Below are 19,634 nucleotides of genomic sequence, written 5' to 3'. Positions count from 1 at the left end.
TCCGGCACTCCGGCCTTATCACGCTTTCGCCCGGGCATGCCGGTCGATGAAAGTCTCGACCGCCTTGAGCTCGGGTTCCAGCAGGTCGAAGCGCTCCTCCCTGCTCATGAGATCAGCAAGCCATGATGGAAGCGCCGGATGAATTCCGCAAGCGGATTCTACCGAGGCCGGGAACTTGGCCGGGTGTGCGGTGGCCAGCGTAATCATCGGGCTCGACGGTTTGGCATGCTTGCGCGCGACGAAAATACCGGTCGCCGTGTGCGGGTCGAGAAGGTATCCGGTGGCCTCAAGCGTCTCACGGATTGTCTGCGCCACCTGCTTCTGGCTGGCGCGGCCGGCGCGGAATTCGCGGCGGATGGCCTTCAGCGCCTCGGGCTGGATCTCGAAGGCGCCGGACTGACGCAGTCCCGACATCGAGGAGCGGACAGCGGCCGGATCGCGCCCGTAGGCCTCGAACAGCAGCCGCTCGAAGTTCGACGAGATCTGGATGTCCATAGACGGCGAGGTGGTGGCGATCGCCGGCTTCATCTCGTAGCGACCGGTCTTCAGCGTCCGCACCAGGATGTCGTTGTCGTTGGTGGCGATCACCAGCCTGTCGATCGTCAGACCCATACGCTTGGCGACGTAGGCGGCGAAGATATCGCCGAAATTGCCGGTCGGCACGGTGAACGAGACCTTGCGGTCGGGGGCGCCGAGCGACACAGCGGAGGTGAAGTAGTAGACCACCTGCGCCATGATGCGCGCCCAGTTGATCGAGTTGACGCCCGACAGGTTGACGCGCTCTCGGAAGGCCGTGTCGTTGAACATCGCCTTCACCAGGTCCTGGCAGTCGTCGAAATTGCCCTTCAGCGCCAGCGCGTGGACGTTCGCCTGGCCGGACGTCGTCATCTGCCGCTGCTGCACCGGCGAAACCTTGCCCTGCGGGAAGAGAATGAACACGTCGGTCCGCTCGCGCCCGGCAAAGGCGTCGATGGCGGCACCGCCGGTATCGCCCGAAGTGGCGCCGACGATCGTCGCATGCGCGCCGCGTTCGGCCAGCACATAGTCCATCAGCCGCGCCAGGAGCTGCATCGCCACGTCCTTGAAGGCGAGCGTCGTGCCGTGGAAAAGCTCGAGGACGAAATCATTGGCACCGATCTGCACCAGGGGAACGACGGCCGGATGGCGGAAGGTCGCATAGGCCTCGTCGATCATGCCCTTCAGCGCCGCATCCGGGATCTCGCCGTCGACGAAGCGCGACAGGATCTCGAAGGCAACCTCCTGGTAGGACTTGCCGCGCAGGCCGCGGATGTCCTTCTTGCTCAGCGTCGGCCATTCGCGCGGCAGGTACAATCCGCCGTCGCTGGCAAGGCCTGCCATCAGGGCATCGCGGAAACCAAGAGCGGGGGCATCGCCGCGGGTAGAGATATAGTCCAAGACGCTCATCCACTATACGAGTTCATCAGGTCCGATCGGGCGGTGACGGAAGCCTGCGATAGCCGCTCATGGTGAGAGGCTGGCAAGCCTGCCCTGCGCAGAGCGTCAGCCTTCTGCCGGTCATCGTTCCGCTGGAACAAAATTCGGCTGCAATGCCAATCGATTTTTCCGTGCGTCGCTGCTATAGACCATCGAAATTTGCCGTGAAAGCCCGGAATGACCATTCGCGGGACGGTTCAGTAGAAAAGGGTTGCAGTCACGTGTCTGGCAAGTCATCGCTCAAGTTCCTGTCGTTGTCCCTTCTCGCACTCCTGGCCGGCTGCAATTCCTCGTCTCCGACCGGCGGGCTGTCGTTCGGCCAGCCGGCAGCCCAGCAGCCGGCGGTGACGCCTGTCGTTCAGGCCTATTGCCCGCAGGTGGTGCTGCGCGATGATACGGCTGTGCGCAGCGCCTATGTGGGCAACGCGACCGCCGATCCGGACAAGCTGCTCTACCGGGCCTCGATGGCCGATGCGACGCGCGCCTGCACGGCCAACGAATCGACCCTAACGATTACGGTGATGGCGCAGGGTCGCCTGGTTCTCGGCGCCGCCGGCAAGCCCGGCCCGACCAACCTGCCGGTCACCGTCGAGGTGGTCGATGGCGACAACGTCATCTATACGCAGACGGTGAACTTCTCGGTCGACGTCCCAGCTGAGGGCTTTACACAGTTCCTGTTCAGCAAGAACGACGTGGCAATTCCCAATTCGGCGACCGGTGCCTCGCGCTTCACCCGCGTTCGGCTTGGCTTCGAAGAGCCGGGTGCTGCCCGCACGACGCGCCCGAAGCGCCGCTAAGCAAGCCCACCCGCTCCCATACGCCTGTCAGTGCCGAGCTGCGTTGACGTGCAGCCGCCGCAGGCGTGTTCGCTGGTGGCGAGCGTGAAGGCCGCTTCCGGCTCGCCGCTGAAGAATTAGAATCTCCCAATCCATACGGCCTCACAGGTCGGTTCGTCTGCGGTCGCCGCGGATGTACCTGCGCGCCCACGGTATTGCGCTACGCTTCTTCAGCAACCCGGAGTGCCATCCAGGCGCCTCCTGCGATGAGATTTTCGGCTCGGCTGCAATCGTTCTCAACATCGCGGGCACATAGCGTGCGGATGCAAAGATCAACCAGGAAGCGAGTAGCACCTATACTGGAAGCGATCGCGTGGTTTGTTGTGTCAGCGGTGAATGTACTTGGAAATACGCCCATCATACTCTTCGGCGGGAGAGGGTTCTGGAGGATTGCGGGAACTGCTCCTGCCTATACGGGGCCGTCCCCGGAAACCATCTGGACAGCGCAATATTTCTCGATAAGAAAATGCTTGAGACCGGTCGAAATCGATTCGATCGCTATATTAGGTGGCGTGCAGATATAAAACTGACAGTAAGTTATATGTCGTCTGAATGACATTTAACTTGGTCGGTACGGAAAGCGAAATAAAGGCCGGAGCGTTACACGTCTTCTTTCTGATCGTAACGCAACCGTTAAGCTAAAATTAAGGTTCAAAAGCTAATCGTTTCAAGGCACGCGGAAGTATGCCGAAGTTACGGTCCCGCCGGACCTCCCAAGGGAGTGCGGCGCGGTCAAGCGGAGATACCGTGTCACGGGCGTAGAGGGCGGAACCGGCAACCGGTTTCGAGAGCATGAGGCCCCTCAATGCGTCGGCTCGTGCGAGCCATGTTCCATCCACAATTGGTCCAACAGGATTCCGTTCGTCAGTCTTCTCGAGGGAGCTGATCGATGGAGGACTGCTGCCGGAGGGCGTTTTTTGCGCCGTCGATCGAGGGAAGGGCCCGAGGGGGCTTTCGGTCGAGCAACCGTCAGGGGCTTCGCGAACGTGATCAATCCGAACTAAAGGCCCGATTAGATGACATCCATCGTAACATCCCTTTCAGTCAATCAGATCAAGGCGCTGTCGACGGCGTCCATTGCGGCGCTGAAGTCGGCAGACATTGCCGCCCTGAGTGCCGTTCAGGTCAAGGCCCTGAGTTCGAACCAGATCTCCGCTCTCCAGACCGAAGACATCGGCGCCATGAGCTCGTCGCAGATCGCAGCGATCTCGACTGCCGCCATCGTCGGCCTCACTCCCGAGCACATCGTCGCCCTGACGTCCGGCCAGATCGGCGGACTGGGCACGGCTCAGGTCAACGCCCTTTATGCAAGCCAGATCGATACGATGTCATCGTCGCAGATCGAGGCGCTGAGCACCGCGCAAGTTGGCGCGCTGTCGTCCTCGCAGCTTGCGATCCTCTCGAGCGAAGAACTCGGGACGTTCACCACCGCGGAAATCGCCGCCATCAAGACCAGCGCCATGTCCGGCCTGACCAGCGACCAGATCGTCTCGCTGAGCACCGACAAGGTCGCCGCGCTCACCAAGGCGCAGGTCTCTTTGATCAGCACCGACAAGATCGCGCTCCTCGGTTCCTCGCAGGTCCAGGCGCTCACCACGGCGCAGGTCTCGGCCCTCACCACCAAGCAGGTGGCCGCGCTCTCGACCACTTCGATCGCCGGCCTTGGATCCAACCAGATTGCCGCCCTGTCTGCGGCACAGATCGTCGCCTTCAACACCGATCACCTGGCCGCGCTCGAATCGTCGCAGATCGAAGCACTGACCGGTGCGCAGATCGGCGCTCTGAGCTCGGCTGACATCGCAGCGCTCTCTTCGGAAGATATCGCCACCTTCACCACCGCCGAACTGGCCTCCATCACCACGTCTGCCCTGAGTGGCCTTTCGACCGCCACGTTGTCGACTTTCGCATCATCGCAGATCGCCGCTCTGACGAAGGCTCAGCTCGGTGCATTCTCGACCGACAAGGTCGCCGTGCTGGCGTCCTCCCAGGTCACCGCATTGAGCGCAGTGCAGCTCAGCGGCTTCACCGCCAAGCAGGTTTCCTCGCTGTCATCGGATGCCGTCGTCGCTCTGGCCTCCTCGCAGATCGCCGCTCTCAGCAGCCTTCAGGTCGGCGGCCTGACGACCGATCAGATCGCCGCGATGGGCTCGTCGCAGGTCGAAGCCCTCACCACGGTTCAGATCGGCGCGCTGACGGCAACCCAGATCGGCGCCATGGCGTCGGAAGACATCGCCACCTTCTCCACGGCTGAAATCGCTGCCATCAAGACCACGTCGCTGGCAGGCATTTCGAGCGAAACCTTCGCCGGCCTCGCCTCGTCGCAGGTCGCATCCCTGACCAAGGCGCAGGTGACCGCCCTGTCCTCCGACAAGGTGGCCGCTCTGACCTCCTCGCAGGTTCAGGCGCTCTCCAGCGTCCAGCTCAGTGCCATGACGTCGAAGCAGGTGTCTCTCATCAGCACCGACGCCGTCGCCGGACTGACGTCGACCCAGATTGCCTCTCTCAGCCGGGTTCAGGTCGAGGCTCTGACCACCGACCAGCTGGTGGCCTTCGGAAGCTCGCAGATCGAAGCCCTGACCTCGATCCAGATCGCCGGCCTCTCGTCGACCGATATCGCCGCGCTGTCCTCGGAAGATATCGCGACCTTCTCGACGGCCGAACTCGCCTCCATCACTCCGGCTGCGCTGGCCGGTCTCTCCACTGAGATCGTAGCAGGCCTTGACTCCTCGCAGATTGCCGCGCTGACCAAGGCGCAGGTGGCCTCGCTCTCCACCGACAAGGTTGCCGTGCTGGCCTCCACGCAGATCAGCGCGCTCAGCAGCGTCCAGATCGGCGGCCTGACCAGCAAGCAGCTGTCCTCGCTGAAGACGGACTCGCTCGCCGGCCTCGGATCCAGCCAGATCACCGCGCTGACCGCCGTCCAGGTGGGCGGTCTGACCACCGACCAGATCGCGGCACTTGCCTCGTCGCAGGTCGAATCCCTCACCACGGTCCAGATCGGCGCCCTGACGGCGACCCAGATCGGCGCCATGGCCTCGGAAGACATCGCGACCTTCTCGACCGCCGAGATCGCCGCGATCAAGGTCACCTCGCTCTCCGGCCTCTCCACCGAGACGCTGGCGACCGTTGCCTCCTCGCAGATCGCCGCCCTGACCAAGGCGCAGATTGGTGCCCTCGCCACCGATCGGGTCGCGGTTCTTGCCTCGTCGCAGATCTCCTCGCTCTCCAGCGTCCAGCTGAGTGGCCTGACCGCAAAGCAGGTGTCGACCATCAGCACGGAGGCTCTGGCGGGTCTGTCCTCTTCGCAGATCTCCTCGCTCTCGGCCATCCAGGTCGCAGCGCTGACGACCGCCCAGCTGGCGGCCTTCGAAACCGCGCAGGTCGAAGCCCTGACGACGGGCCAGATCGCAGCCCTCGGATCGGACGATATCGCCGCCCTGTCTTCGGAAGACATCGCGACCTTCTCGACGGCCGAACTGGCCGCGATCACGACGGCGGCGCTTTCCGGCCTTGCAACCGAAACCGTCGCCGGCCTCGTCTCCTCGCAGATCGCCGCCCTGACGAAGGCTCAGGTGGGTTCGCTCAGCACTGACAAGGTCGCGGTTCTCGCCTCCTCGCAGATCGGCGCCCTCACCACCGCCCAGATCGGCAGCCTGACCACCAAGCAGATCGCCGCGCTCAACACGGACTCGCTTGCCGGTCTCGCCTCCAGCCAGATCACCGCACTCAGCGCGCTCCAGGTCGGTGGCCTGAAGAGCGACCAGCTCGCGCTCCTGGCATCCTCGCAGGTCGAAGCCCTCACCAGCGTCCAGATCGGCGCGCTGACGGCAAGCCAGCTCGGTGCCCTGGCCTCGGAAGACATCGCAACCTTCTCGACGGACGAGATCGCAGCGATCAAGACCACCGCGCTTTCCGGTCTGTCGACCGAAATCGTCGCCGGCCTTGGATCCTCGCAGATCGCCGCCCTGACGAAGGCGCAGGTCGGAGCCCTCGCAACCGATCGTGTCGCGGCACTTGCCTCGTCGCAGATCGGCGCGCTGACCACGTTGCAGCTCGGCGGCCTGACCGCAAAGCAGCTGTCGGCACTGAAGACGGACACGCTGGCCGGCCTTGCAACCAGCCAGATCACGGCACTCACCGCCGTCCAGGTCGGTGGCCTGACGACCGACCAGATCGCGGCACTTGCCTCCTCGCAGATCGAAGCCCTGAGCAGCGTCCAGATCGGTGCGCTGACCTCGGCCCAGCTCGGCGCCATGGCATCGGAAGACATCGCCGCCTTCACGACGGACGAGATCGCCGCGATCAAGACCACCGCGCTTTCCGGTCTCTCGACAGAAATCGTCGCCGGCCTTGCTTCCTCGCAGATCGGTGCCCTGACCAAGGCGCAGGTCGGAGCGCTTGCAACCGACCGGGTCGCGGTTCTTGCCTCGTCGCAGATCGGCGCGCTGACAACCGTGCAGCTTGGCGGTCTCACCGCAAAGCAGCTGTCGGCAGTGAACACGGAATCGCTTGCAGGTCTTGCCTCCAGCCAGATCACGGCGCTCACCGCAGTCCAGGTCGGTGGCCTGACGACCGAGCAGATCGCGGCTCTTGCCTCAACGCAGGTCGAAGCGCTCACCAGCGTCCAGATCGGTACTCTGAGCTCGGCCCAGATCGGTGCCATGGGATCGGAAGACATCGCCGCCTTCACGACGGACGAGATTGCCGCGATCAAGGCAACCTCGCTCTCGGGTCTTTCGACCGAAATCGTCGCCGGCCTTGCTTCCTCCCAGATCGCCGCCCTGACCAAGGCGCAGGTCGGAGCGCTTGCGACGGACCGGGTCGCGGTTCTGTCGTCCTCGCAGGTCCAGGCACTCTCCAGTGCCCAGCTCGGAGGCCTGACAGCATCGCAGGTCGCCAAGTTGAACACCGGTTCGCTGGCGGGTCTCACCTCGACGCAGATCGCCTCGCTCTCGGCAGTCCAGGTTGCAGCCTTGACGACCGAACAGCTGGCCGCATTCGAGAGCTCTCAGATCGAAGCCCTGACGACGGGCCAGATCGCAGCCCTCGGATCGGACGATATCGCCGCCCTGTCTTCGGAGGATATCGCCACCTTCTCGACGGCAGAACTTGCCTCGATCACCACGTCGGCGCTTTCCGGTCTCTCGACTGATACGCTCAGCAACATGGTCTCCTCGCAGATTTCTGCACTGACCAAGGCGCAGGTCGGATCGCTCAGCACCGACAAGATCGCGGTTCTCTCGTCGTCGCAGATCGAGGCACTGTCGAGCACACAGCTCTCCGGCCTCTCGGTCAAGCAGGTGACCTCGCTGAAGACCGATGCGGTTGCCGGCTTCACATCGTCCCAGATCGCCTCGCTCGCGGCGCTCCAGGTGGCAGCCCTCAACACGGATCAGGTGGCGGCTCTGTCCTCCTCCCAGATCGAGGCGCTGCTCGGCAGCCAGATCTCCGCAATGTCTTCCAAGCAGCTGGGCGCGATGGCCTCCGAGGATATCGCAACCTTCTCGACGGCGGAAATCGCGGCGATCAGCACTGCAGCGCTTGCCGGCATCTCCACCGAAACGGTGGCGACCATCGCAAGCTCGCAGATCGCTGCCCTGACCAAGAACCAGGTCGGCGCCCTCAGCACCGCCCAGGTTTCCACCCTCGGCTCCAGCCAGGTCGTTGCCCTCGACAGCGCCCAGATCAGCGGCCTGACCGCGGCACAGGTCTCGGTACTGGCGACCAGCGCGGTTGCAAATCTGGCCACCAGCCAGGTGACGGCCCTCTCGGCGGCGCAGATCAAGGCGCTGACGACGGACCAGATCACGGCGCTCGACTCGTCCCAGATCGAAGCCCTGACGAGCACCCAGATCTCGGCCCTGAGCGCTGCTCAGATCCGGGCAATGGAAACGGACGAGATCAAGACCTTCACGTCGGCGGAAATCGCGGCCATCAACACCGCGGCAATCGCCGGCCTGGCAACCGAAGACTTCGCGGCCATGAGCACCGGTCAGCTGGATGCCTTTACCTCCAGCCAGGTGGTGGCCTTCGACAGCGAGCAGGTTGCAGCCATCATCGCAGCTTATGACGCCAACAGCTAAGTAAGCCGAAGATCAACAACAGACGGCGCGGTTCATCCCGCGCCGTTTTCTATTTGCGCAATTCCTTTATCTGCGCCCGCTTGACTGCCTTGATCCGCCGATATTCAGCGTCGCGCGAGCAACATCCAGCTTTACGCAAGTTCGGCCGGCTATCACTCAGGAAGACGCAGAGACGCGCAAACCGGTTTGAACTTGGCCGCCTAGGTGCCTTGCCGCAGGATGACAATGAACGCCCCTCACGCAATCTCCACCCAGGGTGTCCCGCAGAATTCCGCCGGCATCCAGCTGGCGCGAAATCAGGCGCTGCCTCTCCTCAACCTGCTGCAGATCGCCGAGGAGCTGTCTGTCGCCGGGCAGAAGGCGGCGGCCGCCGAGCTCTACAAGAACTGGGTGGCGTTCAACGACGACAATCCGCTGCTGCACATCGCCTACTTCAACTACGGGGTGGCGCTCGGCCAGGCCGGCGATGCCGCCGGCGCCGTGCAGGCACTGCGCACCTGCCTCAAGATCGACCCCAAATTCGGTCCCGGGCACATCAATCTCGGCCGGCTTCTCGAAGACAGTGGCCTGATCGGTCAGGCCGTCCAGCAATGGCAGCGCTTCGCCGACGAGACGGCCCAGGTGATGCCGGAGCGGATCTCGCACCGGCAGATGGTGCTGCAGAACATCGGCCGCGTGCTCGAGGCCGCAGGCCAGATGGAGGAGGCGGAAGCCGCGCTTCTGCAGGCGTTCGAGCTTCAGCCGACGCATCTGGAGACCGGGCAGCACTGGGCGTCGCTGCGCCAGCGGCAGTGCAAGTGGCCGGTGCTCGCGCCGTCGAACCACGTCACCGGCCGGCAGATGCTCGACGCCATGTCGTCGCTGACGCTCGGCTGCTATTCCGACGATCCGATGTTCCAGCTCGCCAAGGCCTATCGCTACAACCGGTCGCTGATCGGCAGCCAGGCAAAGCTCGACCGAAGCTTCCGCCAGGCCGTGCGCCAGAAGACCGGTACCGGCGAGCGGGTTCGCGTTGGCTATCTCTCCTCCGACCTTCGCGATCACGCGGTCGGCTTCGCCCTCGTCGAGGTGCTGGAACTGCACGACAAGCAGACGGTCGAGATCTATGCCTATTACTGCGGCGAGAAGCGCGTCAACGACGCGACGCAGGAGCGCATCAAGGGGGCCGTCGACAGCTGGGCGGACATCAATGCGCTGACCGACAGCCAGGCGGCGGCGCTCATCGCTGCAGACAAGATCGACATCCTGATCGACGTCAACGGTTACACCAAGCATGCGCGGCCGAAGATCTTCGCCTTCCGTCCGGCGCCGGTGATCGTCAATTTCTGCGGCTATCCTGGTTCGATGGGAAGCCCGTTCCACCAGTACATCATCGCCGACGAGGTGATCGTACCGCCGGACTACGAGACCTATTACACTGAAAAGGTGCTGCGCATCGCCTGCAACCAGCCGCTGGACCGCAAGCGGGCAATCGGCCCGCGGCCGACCCGCGCCGAGGCCGGCCTGCCGGAAAACGTCTTCGTCTTCGCCTGCTTCAACGGCATGCAGAAGATCACCCCGCCATGCTTTGCCCGCTGGATGGCGATCCTGACGCTGACGCCGGGAAGCGTGCTGTGGCTTCTGACCGGCGGCGACGACGTCGACCAGCGCCTGCGCGATGCGGCCAAGTCGGCGGGCGTCGACCCGCAGCGGCTGATCTTCGCGCCGAAGGCGACCAATCCCAACCACCTGGCGCGCATCGCGGTCGCCGACCTGTTCCTCGATACGTTTCCCTACGGTGCCCATTCGACGGCTGGTGATGCGATCACCATGGGCCTGCCGATCCTCACGCTGCCGGGCAAGAGCTTTGCCGCGCGCTTCTGCGCCAGCATCGTCACGGCCGGTGGGACGCCCGACATGCTCTGCCTGACGCCGGATGATTACGTCCGCCGGGCCGTGAACTTCGCCAAGGATCCCGCCAGCCTGCTCAAGGTGCGCGCGCGTCTGAAGGAGCAGCGCGAAACATGCGCGCTCCGCGACATGCCGGCCGTTGCAAGGCGGCTGGAACAACTGTTCTGGCAGATGCAGGGCGAGGCCGAGCGCGGCGAGACGCCGGTGCCGGATCTCGGCAACCTCGACGTCTATTACGAGATCGGCGCGGAGATGGTGCTGGAAGGCACGGAATTCATCGACGACGTCAGCTATCGCCAGCGCTACCGCGAAAAGCTTGCGGAGTGGGACGACTACATGTCCCTGCCGGTGGACCAGCGGCTGTGGACGGCAGAGGCGAAGTCCGCCTTGTGACTTCTACGGCGCGTCCATTGTCACGCGCCGTCAGCCATAGATCCCGGGCCGCAGTAGCGCGGCGCCGACCTGTCCGGACCGATCCACATCTGTTCAAACGTGAGGCGGGTAAGGTTCGGGCTTCAGCCTGAACCGGTCTCAGATCTCGCTGCCCCATTCGGCCAGTGCCGCGATGGTGGCCGGAAGGTCGCTCATGCGGGCGATCACCGTTTCCGCACCGGCATCGGTCAGCCGGTCGGCATGGCTCGGATAGGTGTGCGAGGCGCCCGTGAAGCCGATGACACGGCAGCCCGCGGCGACTGCGCCATGGATGCCATGGACGCTGTCCTCGATCACGACGGCGCGCGACGGCGGCACAGCAAAAGTCTTCAGCGCGTGCTGGAAGATGTCCGGCCGCGGCTTCACCTTGTCGGGACCGAGATCCTTGGCGGAAAAGACGTTCGGCTCGAAATACGGCTTCAGCCCGACCTTTGTCAGCATCATATCCAGCCGCTGGCTGCTCGAATTGGAGCAGATGCAGCTTTGCGTCGTCAGCCGGGCAAGCGCGAACTTCACGCCCTCGATAATCTTCACGTCACGAGCAAGCCGCGCATCGAGAAGCTTCTCCGACTTGTCGAGCAGCGACGCCGAGAGCGGGATCGACGATTCGCTTTCTACCGTCAGCAGAATGTTCTTCCAGGTCATGCCGGAGAACCGCTCGCCCATCTCCTCGACGCTGATCGGGTAACCGGCCTCGGTCAGGAGCCGCGATTCCACCTGCGCGGCGATGATTTCCGAATCGACCAGAACGCCGTCGCAGTCGAAGATAATGAGATCGAAACCGCTCATGAAGGATGCTCTTCGTTGATTTCCGAAAGGGGTTGGGCCTGACCTACACGAGGACGATGCCCTTGCCAATCACGCAGCGTCGGCCTCGCTGACCGGAAAGAGCGCATGAAATTTCCCGAGCCCGGTTCGGTTGAAGCGGATCGCCCGGCTGTCGGCGTCCCGCCTGGCCCAACCTTCGGCCAGAACATGGCCGAGAAGCGCCTTGCCAAGCGTACCGGCAAGGTGCGAGCGGCGCTCGCTCCAGTCGAGGCAGGACTTGCACAACGGTCGTCGCGGCGATCGCAGGGCGTCAAGGTCGATGCCCATGTCGCAGACATATTGCTGCCCGTGCGCGGTGAGGTCCAGCATCTCTCCTTCGGCCACGATGGAACCATGCTCAACGAGGCTGTCCAGCATGCGCACCCCAAGGTCGCCGGCCAGGTGATCGTAGCAGATGCGCGCCTGGCGCAGCGCTGGATCCTTCGGGCCCGGCCGGTGGCGCAGATGCCCGCGTTTCGCGGCAAACCCCATGATGCTCTCGAGAAGCGACGCCGTATCTGCCGAGAGGGCGAAATAGCGGTGCCTTCCCTGCTTGCGCTGCGTGATGAGCCCGCCGTCCTCCAGCTTTCCCAGATGCGCGCTGGCCGTCGGCAAGGCCACGCCTGCGGCCTGCGCCAGTTCGCTCGCCGTCAGCGCCTGGCCGGCCATCAACGCCGTCAGCATATTGGCCCGCGCGGGGTCGCCGATCAGCATTCCGATGCGGGCGATGTCCGGTCCTTCTTTCATAGTTCGATGTTAACCGAAGCATCTCCGTCGCGCAACGGGCGATAGTTGCCTGGCGACAAGGAGAAAGACCATGATCACCTGCTTCATCCGCTACAAGATCGATCCGTTCAAGCGCGACCAGTTTGCCGACTATGCCAGAGCCTGGGGGCAAGCAATCCCCCGCTGCGGCGCCGACCTCATCGGCTACTTCGCGCCGCATGAGGGATCGGCGACGACGGCCTACGGCGTCTATTCGATCGACAGCCTCGCAGCCTATGAGAGCTACAGGGCGCGGCTCGCCGACGACCCGCTCGGGCAGCAGAACTACGAATTCGCCAGACGCGAACGGTTCATTCTTGAGGAAGACCGGATCTTTCTACGCAACGTCTCGCTGCCGCATGGCGCCCTGCTTCCACTCGCGGGAAAGGTTGCGCCATGATCGCCGTCATCTTCGAAGTCGTGCCCTATCTCGGCGAACGTCATCGCTACATCGATCTCGCCGGATCGTTGCGCGCCGAGCTGGAGACCGTCGACGGCTTCGTCTCCATCGAGCGCTTCGAAAGCCTCACGACGCGCGGCAAGATCCTGTCTCTGTCGTTCTGGCGCGACGAGCAGGCGGTGAAGGCTTGGCGCAACACCGAGTCACATCGCGCGGCACAGAAGGCGGGAAGGGGAGAGGTGTTTGCCGACTACCGGCTGCGCGTCTGCCAGGTGTTGCGCGACTACGGCATGACGGAGCGAGACGAGGCGCCGGCCGACAGCCGAGAGGCGGTGGAGGAGGTGGGAACGGTCTAGTCAGCCGTTTGACCGTCTTTGTTCAAGCGCAGCAACGCTGCCTTCAGCGGCGGGAGGTCACCGGTAATGACATCCAATATGACCTCGGAAGCAACCCGATGGTACTCGTGACGGAGAACATTACCCATCCCTCGGATGCTGTTCCAGGGGATCTCTCGCTCCCGTGCAAGAAGGTCCGTCGGAAGATGTCTGGATGCCTCCGATACAATCTCGATTGCCCGTTCAACTGCCAGGCGCAGCATCATGTCTTGCTGGAAGTCAGACTGCGTTTTGTCGCTCATCGAAATCTCGATGAAGTCGATCATAGACAGCATTTCGTCAATGACGATGACGCTGTCCCGCGTCATCAAAATACCCTGACAGCCGATGTTTCGATGCGCTCCTTCAACCTGGGATGCAGGCTATCGCGGGTCGTGATGTCGACGTCGAGCGACAGCTCGTCCTCAAGGAAGATTTTGATGCCGACCAGATCGACAAGTGAGAACTTTTTGTCGGGATCGTAATCGATGAACAGGTCGAGATCGCTGGTTTCGCGCGCCTCGTCGCGGGCGACCGAGCCGAACAGGTAGAGCGAGGTTGCGCCGAGCGCCCGGATGGCGTCAGCCCTCTCACTCAGAACCCGTATGGCGTCGCTTTTCCTCATGCCGTTAATCTACTGCGAACCGGCTGTTCTTTCCATCTGCATTATTTCGCGCATTTTCTGCGGCTGCTTCAGGGTTTGGTAACCAAACTGGGTAACCATAACAGTCAGTAAATGTACCGAGTAAGTGTTCAGCGAGTATCAGATGGCATCCGTTCTTCCGCTTGTGGACCTCAAGTCTCAGGTCCGTCCCAATTCCTGGATCAACACCATCATCAAGGGCGACTGCGTTGCCGCCCTCGACGCGCTTCCCGACCAGTCGGTCGACGTGATCTTCGCCGATCCACCGTACAATCTGCAGCTTGGCGGCACGCTGCACCGGCCGGACCAGTCGGTGGTCGATGCCGTCAATGACGACTGGGACCAGTTCGAAAGCTTCCAGGCCTATGATGCCTTCACCCGCGCCTGGCTTCTTGCCTGCCGCCGTGTGCTGAAGCCGAACGGCACGATCTGGGTGATCGGTTCCTACCACAACATCTTCCGCGTCGGCTCGATGCTGCAGGATCTGCGCTTCTGGCTGCTCAACGACGTGGTCTGGCGCAAGACCAACCCGATGCCGAACTTCAAGGGCCGCCGGTTCCAGAACGCCCACGAGACGCTGATCTGGGCAAGCCGCGACGCAAAGGCAAAGTCCTACACCTTCAACTACGATGCGCTGAAGGCCTCCAACGACGACGTGCAGATGCGCTCCGACTGGCTGTTTCCGATCTGCTCGGGTGGCGAGCGCCTGAAGGGAGACGACGGCAAGAAGGTGCATCCGACGCAGAAGCCGGAAGCATTGCTCGCCCGCATCATCCTGGCTTCGACGAAGCCCGGCGACATCATCCTCGATCCGTTCTTCGGTTCGGGCACCACCGGCGCCGTCGCCAAGCGCCTCGGCCGCAACTTTGTCGGCATCGAGCGCGAGCAGGATTACATCGACGCGGCGTCTGCCCGCATTGCCGATGTCGAGCCGCTCGGCAAGGTCGAGCTGACGGTGATGACCGGCAAGAAGTCCGAGCCGCGCGTCGCCTTCAACACGCTCGTCGAAAGCGGACTGGTCAAACCCGGCCAGGTCCTCACCGACGTCAAGCGCCGCGTCAGCGCCATCATCCGCGCCGACGGGACGCTCGTGTCCGGCGGCGAATCCGGATCGATCCACCGCCTGGGTGCAAAGGTGCAGGGTTTCGATACCTGCAACGGCTGGACCTACTGGCACTACGAGGAAGACGGGCAGTTGAAGCCGATTGATGCCCTGCGCACCGTCATTCGCAGCGGCATGGCCAAGCTCGACTGATCAGGCAGCCAAGGCCCATGAAAGACCGCCGGCGGAGCGGGCGACCCATTTTCGCCCACTTCTAGGCCTCTTCTGTCGCCTGCTCATCGCCCGGAGACGTTTGATCCACCGCCGCCGCCGCCCGATGAGGCATATCCTCTCCGGCTTGGACTCCAGTCGCGGAGAAGAATAGACACCCGGTCTGGCAACAGGCCGGGTGCATTCGTATCGGAACCGCCGCAGATCAGACCGCGATGCCGAAACCGGCAAGGTCGGCCTTCAGCGTGGCCGCGTCGATGAACTGCACGGCCTGCCAGCCGGCTGTCCTGGCACCGTCGACATTGGGCGCGGAATCGTCGATGAACAGCGTCTTCGACGGGTCCAGCCCGAAATCGCCGGCATGCAGTTCGTAGATCTCGACGTCCGGCTTGATCATGAAGATCTCGCCCGAGACCGTCACGCCACGGGGCTTGTCGAGGAACGGGAAAAGCGCGCGCGCATGGCGAAAGGTATCGGCGGCGAAATTCGTCAGCATCGTCACATCATGGCCGTCGGCGATCAGCTTTTCCATGATCGCCACGCTGTCGTGGTAGGCATGCGGCACCATCTCGTGCCAGTGCTTGCGGAAGGCGCGGATCCGCTCCGCCTGATCCGGGTACTTGGCGACCAGTTCCTCCTCCGCCACCGCCCATTCACGGCCGCGATCCTGCTCGATGTTCCAGTCGTGGGTGCAGACGTTGAGGAAGAACCAGCGGCGTTCCTCCTCGTCGGGAATAATCCGGCTGTAGGGTATGTTCGGATCGTAGTGGATCAGAACCTTGCCGATGTCGAAGACGATATGCTCGATCGGGGCAGTCATGAAAAACTCCTTGATGCACGGCAGCGATGGCGGGCGACTGGCTAGGGCGCGAAAGCGAGAGGGATGGCCTGGGTGATCGCCTTTTTCATCACTGTCGGCAAGGCCTGCGCCGCGAGATTGGCAACCGGTTCCCACCATCCGCCGGCGCTCGGCTCATGCGCCACCTTCGCCCGGTAGACGCTGAGCCTGAGCTCGAAATGGGTGAACACGTGGGTGACCACGCCGCAGGCCTGCCAGTCGGCCGCGAAGGGGGCATCCTCGACCGTCGTGCCGCCGTCGAGACGCGCGGTCCAGGCCGTCGTGGGGATCTCGGTCATGCCGCCCAGCAGCCCGCTGTCGATGCGCCGCCGCAACAGCAGACGGCCTTCGTCGGACACAGCGACGAAGGCTGCACCCTGGCGGATCGGCTTTTCCTTCTTCGCCGCCTTCACCGGAAATCGCTCCGGGTCGTCGTGCAGGAAGGCCAGACAGTCGTCGCGCAACGGACAGAGTGCGCAGGCCGGCCGCCGCGGCGTGCAGATCGTCGCGCCGAGGTCCATCATCCCTTGCGCAAAGTCGCCCGGTCTTTCCGTCGGTGTCAGCGCCTTCACTCTCGCCTTCATCGCCGGCTTCGAGCCGGGCAGGGGATCGGCGATCGCATAGACGCGCGAGATGACCCGCTCGACATTGCCGTCCATCACCGCTGCCGGGCGGTCGAAGGCGATGGCGGCGACAGCGGCCGAGGTGTAATCGCCGATTCCGGGAAGCGCGCGCAGACCCTCTTCGGTATTGGGGAAGATGCCGCCGTGATGGGAGGCGACGGCTTCGGCGCATTTCTTCAGGTTTCGCGCCCGAGCATAGTAGCCGAGCCCCGCCCAGGCGGCCATGACATCGTCCACCGGAGCCGCTGCAAGATCGCTGACGGTAGGCCATGCGGCGAGGAATTTCTGGAAATAGGGCTTGACCGCCTGCACGGTTGTCTGTTGGAGCATCACCTCGGAAAGCCAGACATGGTAAGGATTGGCTCGCCGACCGTTGCGGTGGTCGCGCGGCGACACCCGCCAGGGCAGCTCCCGGTGGTGCCGGTCGTACCAGGCGAGCAGAGCCTCGGCGAGGCGCGGTTCTGGAAGTTCATGCATGAGATGGGTGCAATCGGTCGAGTTTCGGCCCAAGTGATAGAGTGCGGTGACGTTGAAGCCAATGGCCACAGACATGGAATTGCCGGTCCTCCTCATCAATATCGAGCGTGCCGCGGCAAGGCGCGCGCTCATCCGTCAGCAGGCGGAGCGCCTCGGCATCGCCCTGCAGCGGGTCGAGGGCGTCGATGGAAGCCTCGTACCTCAGCCAGACTGGCAAAATGTCGACTTTGATCTGTTCCGTCGCCGCAACGGCCGGCCGATCATGGCCGGAGAATATGGCTGCTACCAGAGCCATCTGCGCGCGTACCAGCAACTGGTCGACAGCGGCGAGCCGGCAGCGCTGGTCATCGAGGACGACGTCGCCCTGACCGCGGACCTGATGCAGCGCTCGCAGGCCATCGTCGATGCCGTGCCGGACAATTGCGTGGTGAAGCTGGTCAACCACCGCACCGTTGCCTTTCGCCATTGCTTCACGAGCGCAATCGGCGACCGGATCGGATACTCGCGCCTCGGGCCGCAGGGCTCGTCCGCCTGCTACGTGCTGACGCGCAAGGCGGCGCAAGGTCTTCTGGTCGGCATGGCGCGCCAGTCCCTGCCGCTCGACAGCGCGCTTGAGCGGTCCTGGGATCACGGCGTGCCGGTCTTGACCACCGACATCAACCTGATCGATTTCGGCGACCTGCGCAGCGAGACCCTGATTGCCAGCCGCGCCGATTATCGTGAGACAAAACTGCGGGGCTGGAAGAAGATGCCGACGCATCTGTTCAGGATTGCCGAAGTCTTCAATCGCGCCAAGTATACCGTCTTTGGAAGCCTTGCTTAAGAAGGCAGGCGTAGCATCCAGAGACGACGACATGAAATCAGGCAGGAAATGGTGACGATAAAAAAAATGCTTCTGGCCCGCCGCCGGATCGATCCGACGGTTTTTGGTGCCGCATCCGCCGCCTTTCCACTCTACATCCCGATCCCCGTTGTTCTCGCCGGAATGTTTGGTCTCTCCGGGATCTACGTCGCCCTGTCACGCGGCCGTCGCCTGGTCGAGCACCTGCGCTCGCCTTACGGCTTCATCGTCGTCTACTGCCTCTGGTCGCTGATGCTGATCGGCGGGCGTGGGGAGCTTGAGGCTGGCAACCGGCAGCTCGGTTTCATGGTGCTGCTGCTCGGATTGACCTTCATTGCGCCGGGTCTCTGTCTGGTGCGCCGGCCATTGCGGACCTTCGTTCTCGGAGCGCGGGTGGGTGTCTATGCGGCCTTCGTGCTCGCCCTGGTGATGTTCATCTCCTTCGGCGACGCGCTGGAGCGCTGGAATGGCGGCGGCAACGCGGCAATCGTGGCTCTGCTGATCCTGCTCGGCTCGATCACGGCGACCATCAGGCTGAGCAACCCGCCGAAGTGCGTACCGAACGGACTGCAGTACATTGCCCTTGCCAGCTTCCCGATCTTCCTCACGGAAACGCGGGCGGTGCTGATCGTGGTGCCCATCCTGTTTCTCGCCGAATTCTTCTTCTGGAGCCTCCGGTGGCGGCCGAGGATCCGCAACCGAAGCTATGCGGCCGTGCTTCTGGCGGCGGGCCTGATGCTGCTCGCGCCGCCGGTTCAGAACATGATCGCCGGCCGCTTCGTCACGGTCTACGAACATTACGTAGCCGGAAAATCCGACGATGGCATGGAATCGGGCGACATCCGGCTGACCATGTGGAAGGCGGCGGCACAGGTGATCCGCGAGCATCCGCTCTCTGGCGTCGGTATCATGGACATGTTTCCCCACATGAAAGTTGCCGCCGGACCGAACGCCGAGATGATCGCCGGTTTCAAGCACGTCCACAATTTCGTCCTGCAGGAACTGCTGGCCAACGGCGTCGTCGGTCTTGTGCTGCTCGCCTCCATCGTCGCCGCTTTTCTCCTCACGGTCCTGCGCCGTGCGCCGGAGGAAAGCATGAGGCGAGCCGCGATCTACTTCTTCTGTTCCGTCGGTATCTTTGGCATGCTGCACGATCCGCTGTATCATGAGCTTTGCATGTCGACGATCATGCTGTTCGTCGGTGCCTACATGGCACAGTTTCGCCGTTGGCAGTTCTTGACACCGGCTCGACGGCAGATCTGACAGGAAGAGCGCATGGCCAGACGACCGATCCCACGGCAGATCGCGGAAATCGCCAACGGCATCATGGATCCGATGCTGGCCCGGCGGGCAGGCATTTCGACGGCCCTGCTGGGCTCCTGGGACGAGATCGCCGGAGCCGACTTCGCCGACACGACGCGGCCGGAAAAGATCGCCTGGCCGCGCCACGATGGCAGCGAGCATTCCTCCGGTCACCAGGCGGGCGTCCTGACGATTGCCTGCGAGGGCGCGCGTGCTCTGTTCCTCAGCCACGCGCAGGGGGAACTGATCGAGCGCATCAACGGCTTCTTCGGCTTTCCGGCCATCCGCCAGATCCGCATCGTCCAGAAGCCGGTATCGACCGGAACCCGGGTGCGCCGCCCGCCGCAGCCGCTGAAGGGCGATGCCGCGCGCAAGCTGAACGGCATGATGGAGGGCATCGAGAACGAGGCGCTGCGCCGTGCGGTCGAGCGGCTGGGGACGGCCGTCATGCAGCCGCCGGGCCGGCGCCGACCGTAGACGGACGGCGGCAGTCGTTTCCCCGCAACTTTGTCACGATTGTTTGAGAGAACCAACCTTCGTTCCGCTTGTCGCGGCCACATGCGCAGGCTACGGAAGTTCGAACCGTTTTTGCGCT

16 protein-coding genes are annotated in these 19,634 nt (G+C 63.5%); 9 read left to right on the top strand and 7 right to left on the bottom strand.

The window, feature by feature from the left end:
* Nucleotides 1-18 precede the first annotated feature (18 nt).
* The gene (thrC, locus tag AAIH46_RS09860; RefSeq protein WP_430305680.1) at nucleotides 19-1,425 is read right to left on the bottom strand and encodes a threonine synthase; all 1,407 of its coding nucleotides are present in this window, start codon (nucleotides 1,423-1,425) and stop codon (nucleotides 19-21) included.
* 251 nt (nucleotides 1,426-1,676) lie between these two features.
* On the opposite strand from thrC, the gene AAIH46_RS09855 reads away from it, so the two are divergent.
* The 3 genes from AAIH46_RS09855 (at nucleotide 1,677) to AAIH46_RS09845 (ending at nucleotide 10,657) form a co-directional block, all read left to right on the top strand.
* Nucleotides 1,677-2,252 carry a PilZ domain-containing protein gene (locus tag AAIH46_RS09855; RefSeq protein WP_430305679.1) on the top strand — a complete coding sequence of 192 codons (576 nt, stop codon included), beginning with the start codon at nucleotides 1,677-1,679 and terminating at the stop codon, nucleotides 2,250-2,252.
* A 1,055-nt stretch (nucleotides 2,253-3,307) separates the two neighbouring features.
* Nucleotides 3,308-8,374: a beta strand repeat-containing protein gene (locus tag AAIH46_RS09850; RefSeq protein ID WP_430305678.1), complete on the top strand. Its 5,067-nt coding sequence runs from the start codon at nucleotides 3,308-3,310 to the stop codon at nucleotides 8,372-8,374.
* A 225-nt stretch (nucleotides 8,375-8,599) separates the two neighbouring features.
* Nucleotides 8,600-10,657 (top strand): glycosyl transferase, encoded by a 2,058-nt coding sequence (locus AAIH46_RS09845; RefSeq protein ID WP_430305677.1) that lies wholly within the window; start codon nucleotides 8,600-8,602, stop codon nucleotides 10,655-10,657.
* Between the two features lie 138 nt (nucleotides 10,658-10,795).
* Here AAIH46_RS09845 and AAIH46_RS09840 read toward each other — a convergent pair whose 3' ends face one another.
* The gene (locus AAIH46_RS09840) at nucleotides 10,796-11,485 is read right to left on the bottom strand and encodes an HAD family hydrolase (RefSeq protein WP_430305676.1); all 690 of its coding nucleotides are present in this window, start codon (nucleotides 11,483-11,485) and stop codon (nucleotides 10,796-10,798) included.
* A 69-nt stretch (nucleotides 11,486-11,554) separates the two neighbouring features.
* Nucleotides 11,555-12,250 carry an ArsR/SmtB family transcription factor gene (locus AAIH46_RS09835; protein ID WP_430305675.1) on the bottom strand — a complete coding sequence of 232 codons (696 nt, stop codon included), beginning with the start codon at nucleotides 12,248-12,250 and terminating at the stop codon, nucleotides 11,555-11,557.
* A gap of 70 nt (nucleotides 12,251-12,320) precedes the next feature.
* Here AAIH46_RS09835 and AAIH46_RS09830 point away from each other — a divergent pair, with 70 nt between their 5' ends.
* Complete coding sequence (locus AAIH46_RS09830) at nucleotides 12,321-12,668, top strand: NIPSNAP family protein (protein WP_430305674.1); 348 nt, start codon at nucleotides 12,321-12,323, stop codon at nucleotides 12,666-12,668.
* Nucleotides 12,665-13,024, top strand: a complete 360-nt coding sequence (locus tag AAIH46_RS09825; RefSeq protein ID WP_430305673.1) for an antibiotic biosynthesis monooxygenase family protein — start codon at nucleotides 12,665-12,667, stop codon at nucleotides 13,022-13,024. Before AAIH46_RS09830 ends, AAIH46_RS09825 begins: the two co-directional genes overlap by 4 nt.
* Here AAIH46_RS09825 and AAIH46_RS09820 read toward each other — a convergent pair.
* Nucleotides 13,021-13,371 (bottom strand): HepT-like ribonuclease domain-containing protein, encoded by a 351-nt coding sequence (locus AAIH46_RS09820; RefSeq protein WP_430305672.1) that lies wholly within the window; start codon nucleotides 13,369-13,371, stop codon nucleotides 13,021-13,023. The genes AAIH46_RS09825 and AAIH46_RS09820 overlap by 4 nt on opposite strands.
* Nucleotides 13,371-13,667 carry a nucleotidyltransferase family protein gene (locus tag AAIH46_RS09815; RefSeq protein WP_430305671.1) on the bottom strand — a complete coding sequence of 99 codons (297 nt, stop codon included), beginning with the start codon at nucleotides 13,665-13,667 and terminating at the stop codon, nucleotides 13,371-13,373. The genes AAIH46_RS09820 and AAIH46_RS09815 overlap by 1 nt, the downstream gene beginning before the upstream one ends.
* 142 nt (nucleotides 13,668-13,809) lie before the next feature.
* Between AAIH46_RS09815 and AAIH46_RS09810 the strand changes: the two genes are divergently transcribed.
* Entirely contained in the window at nucleotides 13,810-14,940 is a 1,131-nt protein-coding gene (locus AAIH46_RS09810; RefSeq protein WP_430305670.1) for a site-specific DNA-methyltransferase, read from the top strand.
* Nucleotides 14,941-15,163: 223 nt separating this feature from the next.
* On the opposite strand, the gene AAIH46_RS09805 is transcribed toward AAIH46_RS09810, so the two are convergent.
* Nucleotides 15,164-15,778 (bottom strand): HAD family hydrolase, encoded by a 615-nt coding sequence (locus AAIH46_RS09805; RefSeq protein ID WP_430305669.1) that lies wholly within the window; start codon nucleotides 15,776-15,778, stop codon nucleotides 15,164-15,166.
* A gap of 41 nt (nucleotides 15,779-15,819) precedes the next feature.
* Complete coding sequence (gene mutY, locus AAIH46_RS09800) at nucleotides 15,820-16,896, bottom strand: A/G-specific adenine glycosylase (protein WP_430306533.1); 1,077 nt, start codon at nucleotides 16,894-16,896, stop codon at nucleotides 15,820-15,822.
* Nucleotides 16,897-16,969: 73 nt separating this feature from the next.
* Here mutY and AAIH46_RS09795 point away from each other — a divergent pair, with 73 nt between their 5' ends.
* The 3 genes from AAIH46_RS09795 (at nucleotide 16,970) to AAIH46_RS09785 (ending at nucleotide 19,516) form a co-directional block, all read left to right on the top strand.
* Complete coding sequence (locus AAIH46_RS09795) at nucleotides 16,970-17,719, top strand: glycosyltransferase family 25 protein (protein WP_430305668.1); 750 nt, start codon at nucleotides 16,970-16,972, stop codon at nucleotides 17,717-17,719.
* A 66-nt stretch (nucleotides 17,720-17,785) separates the two neighbouring features.
* Nucleotides 17,786-19,000 (top strand): O-antigen ligase family protein, encoded by a 1,215-nt coding sequence (locus tag AAIH46_RS09790; protein WP_430305667.1) that lies wholly within the window; start codon nucleotides 17,786-17,788, stop codon nucleotides 18,998-19,000.
* 12 nt (nucleotides 19,001-19,012) lie between these two features.
* Entirely contained in the window at nucleotides 19,013-19,516 is a 504-nt protein-coding gene (locus AAIH46_RS09785; protein WP_430305666.1) for a DUF721 domain-containing protein, read from the top strand.
* Nucleotides 19,517-19,634: the final 118 nt, after the last annotated feature.

Origin of the sequence: Rhizobium sp. 0TCS1.26 (genome assembly GCF_050455525.1) — a bacterium.
Lineage (GTDB): Bacteria > Pseudomonadota > Alphaproteobacteria > Rhizobiales > Rhizobiaceae > Neorhizobium.
The sequence above is the reverse complement of the archived record's forward strand: the minus strand, read 5'-3'. Positions and strand labels throughout refer to the sequence as shown.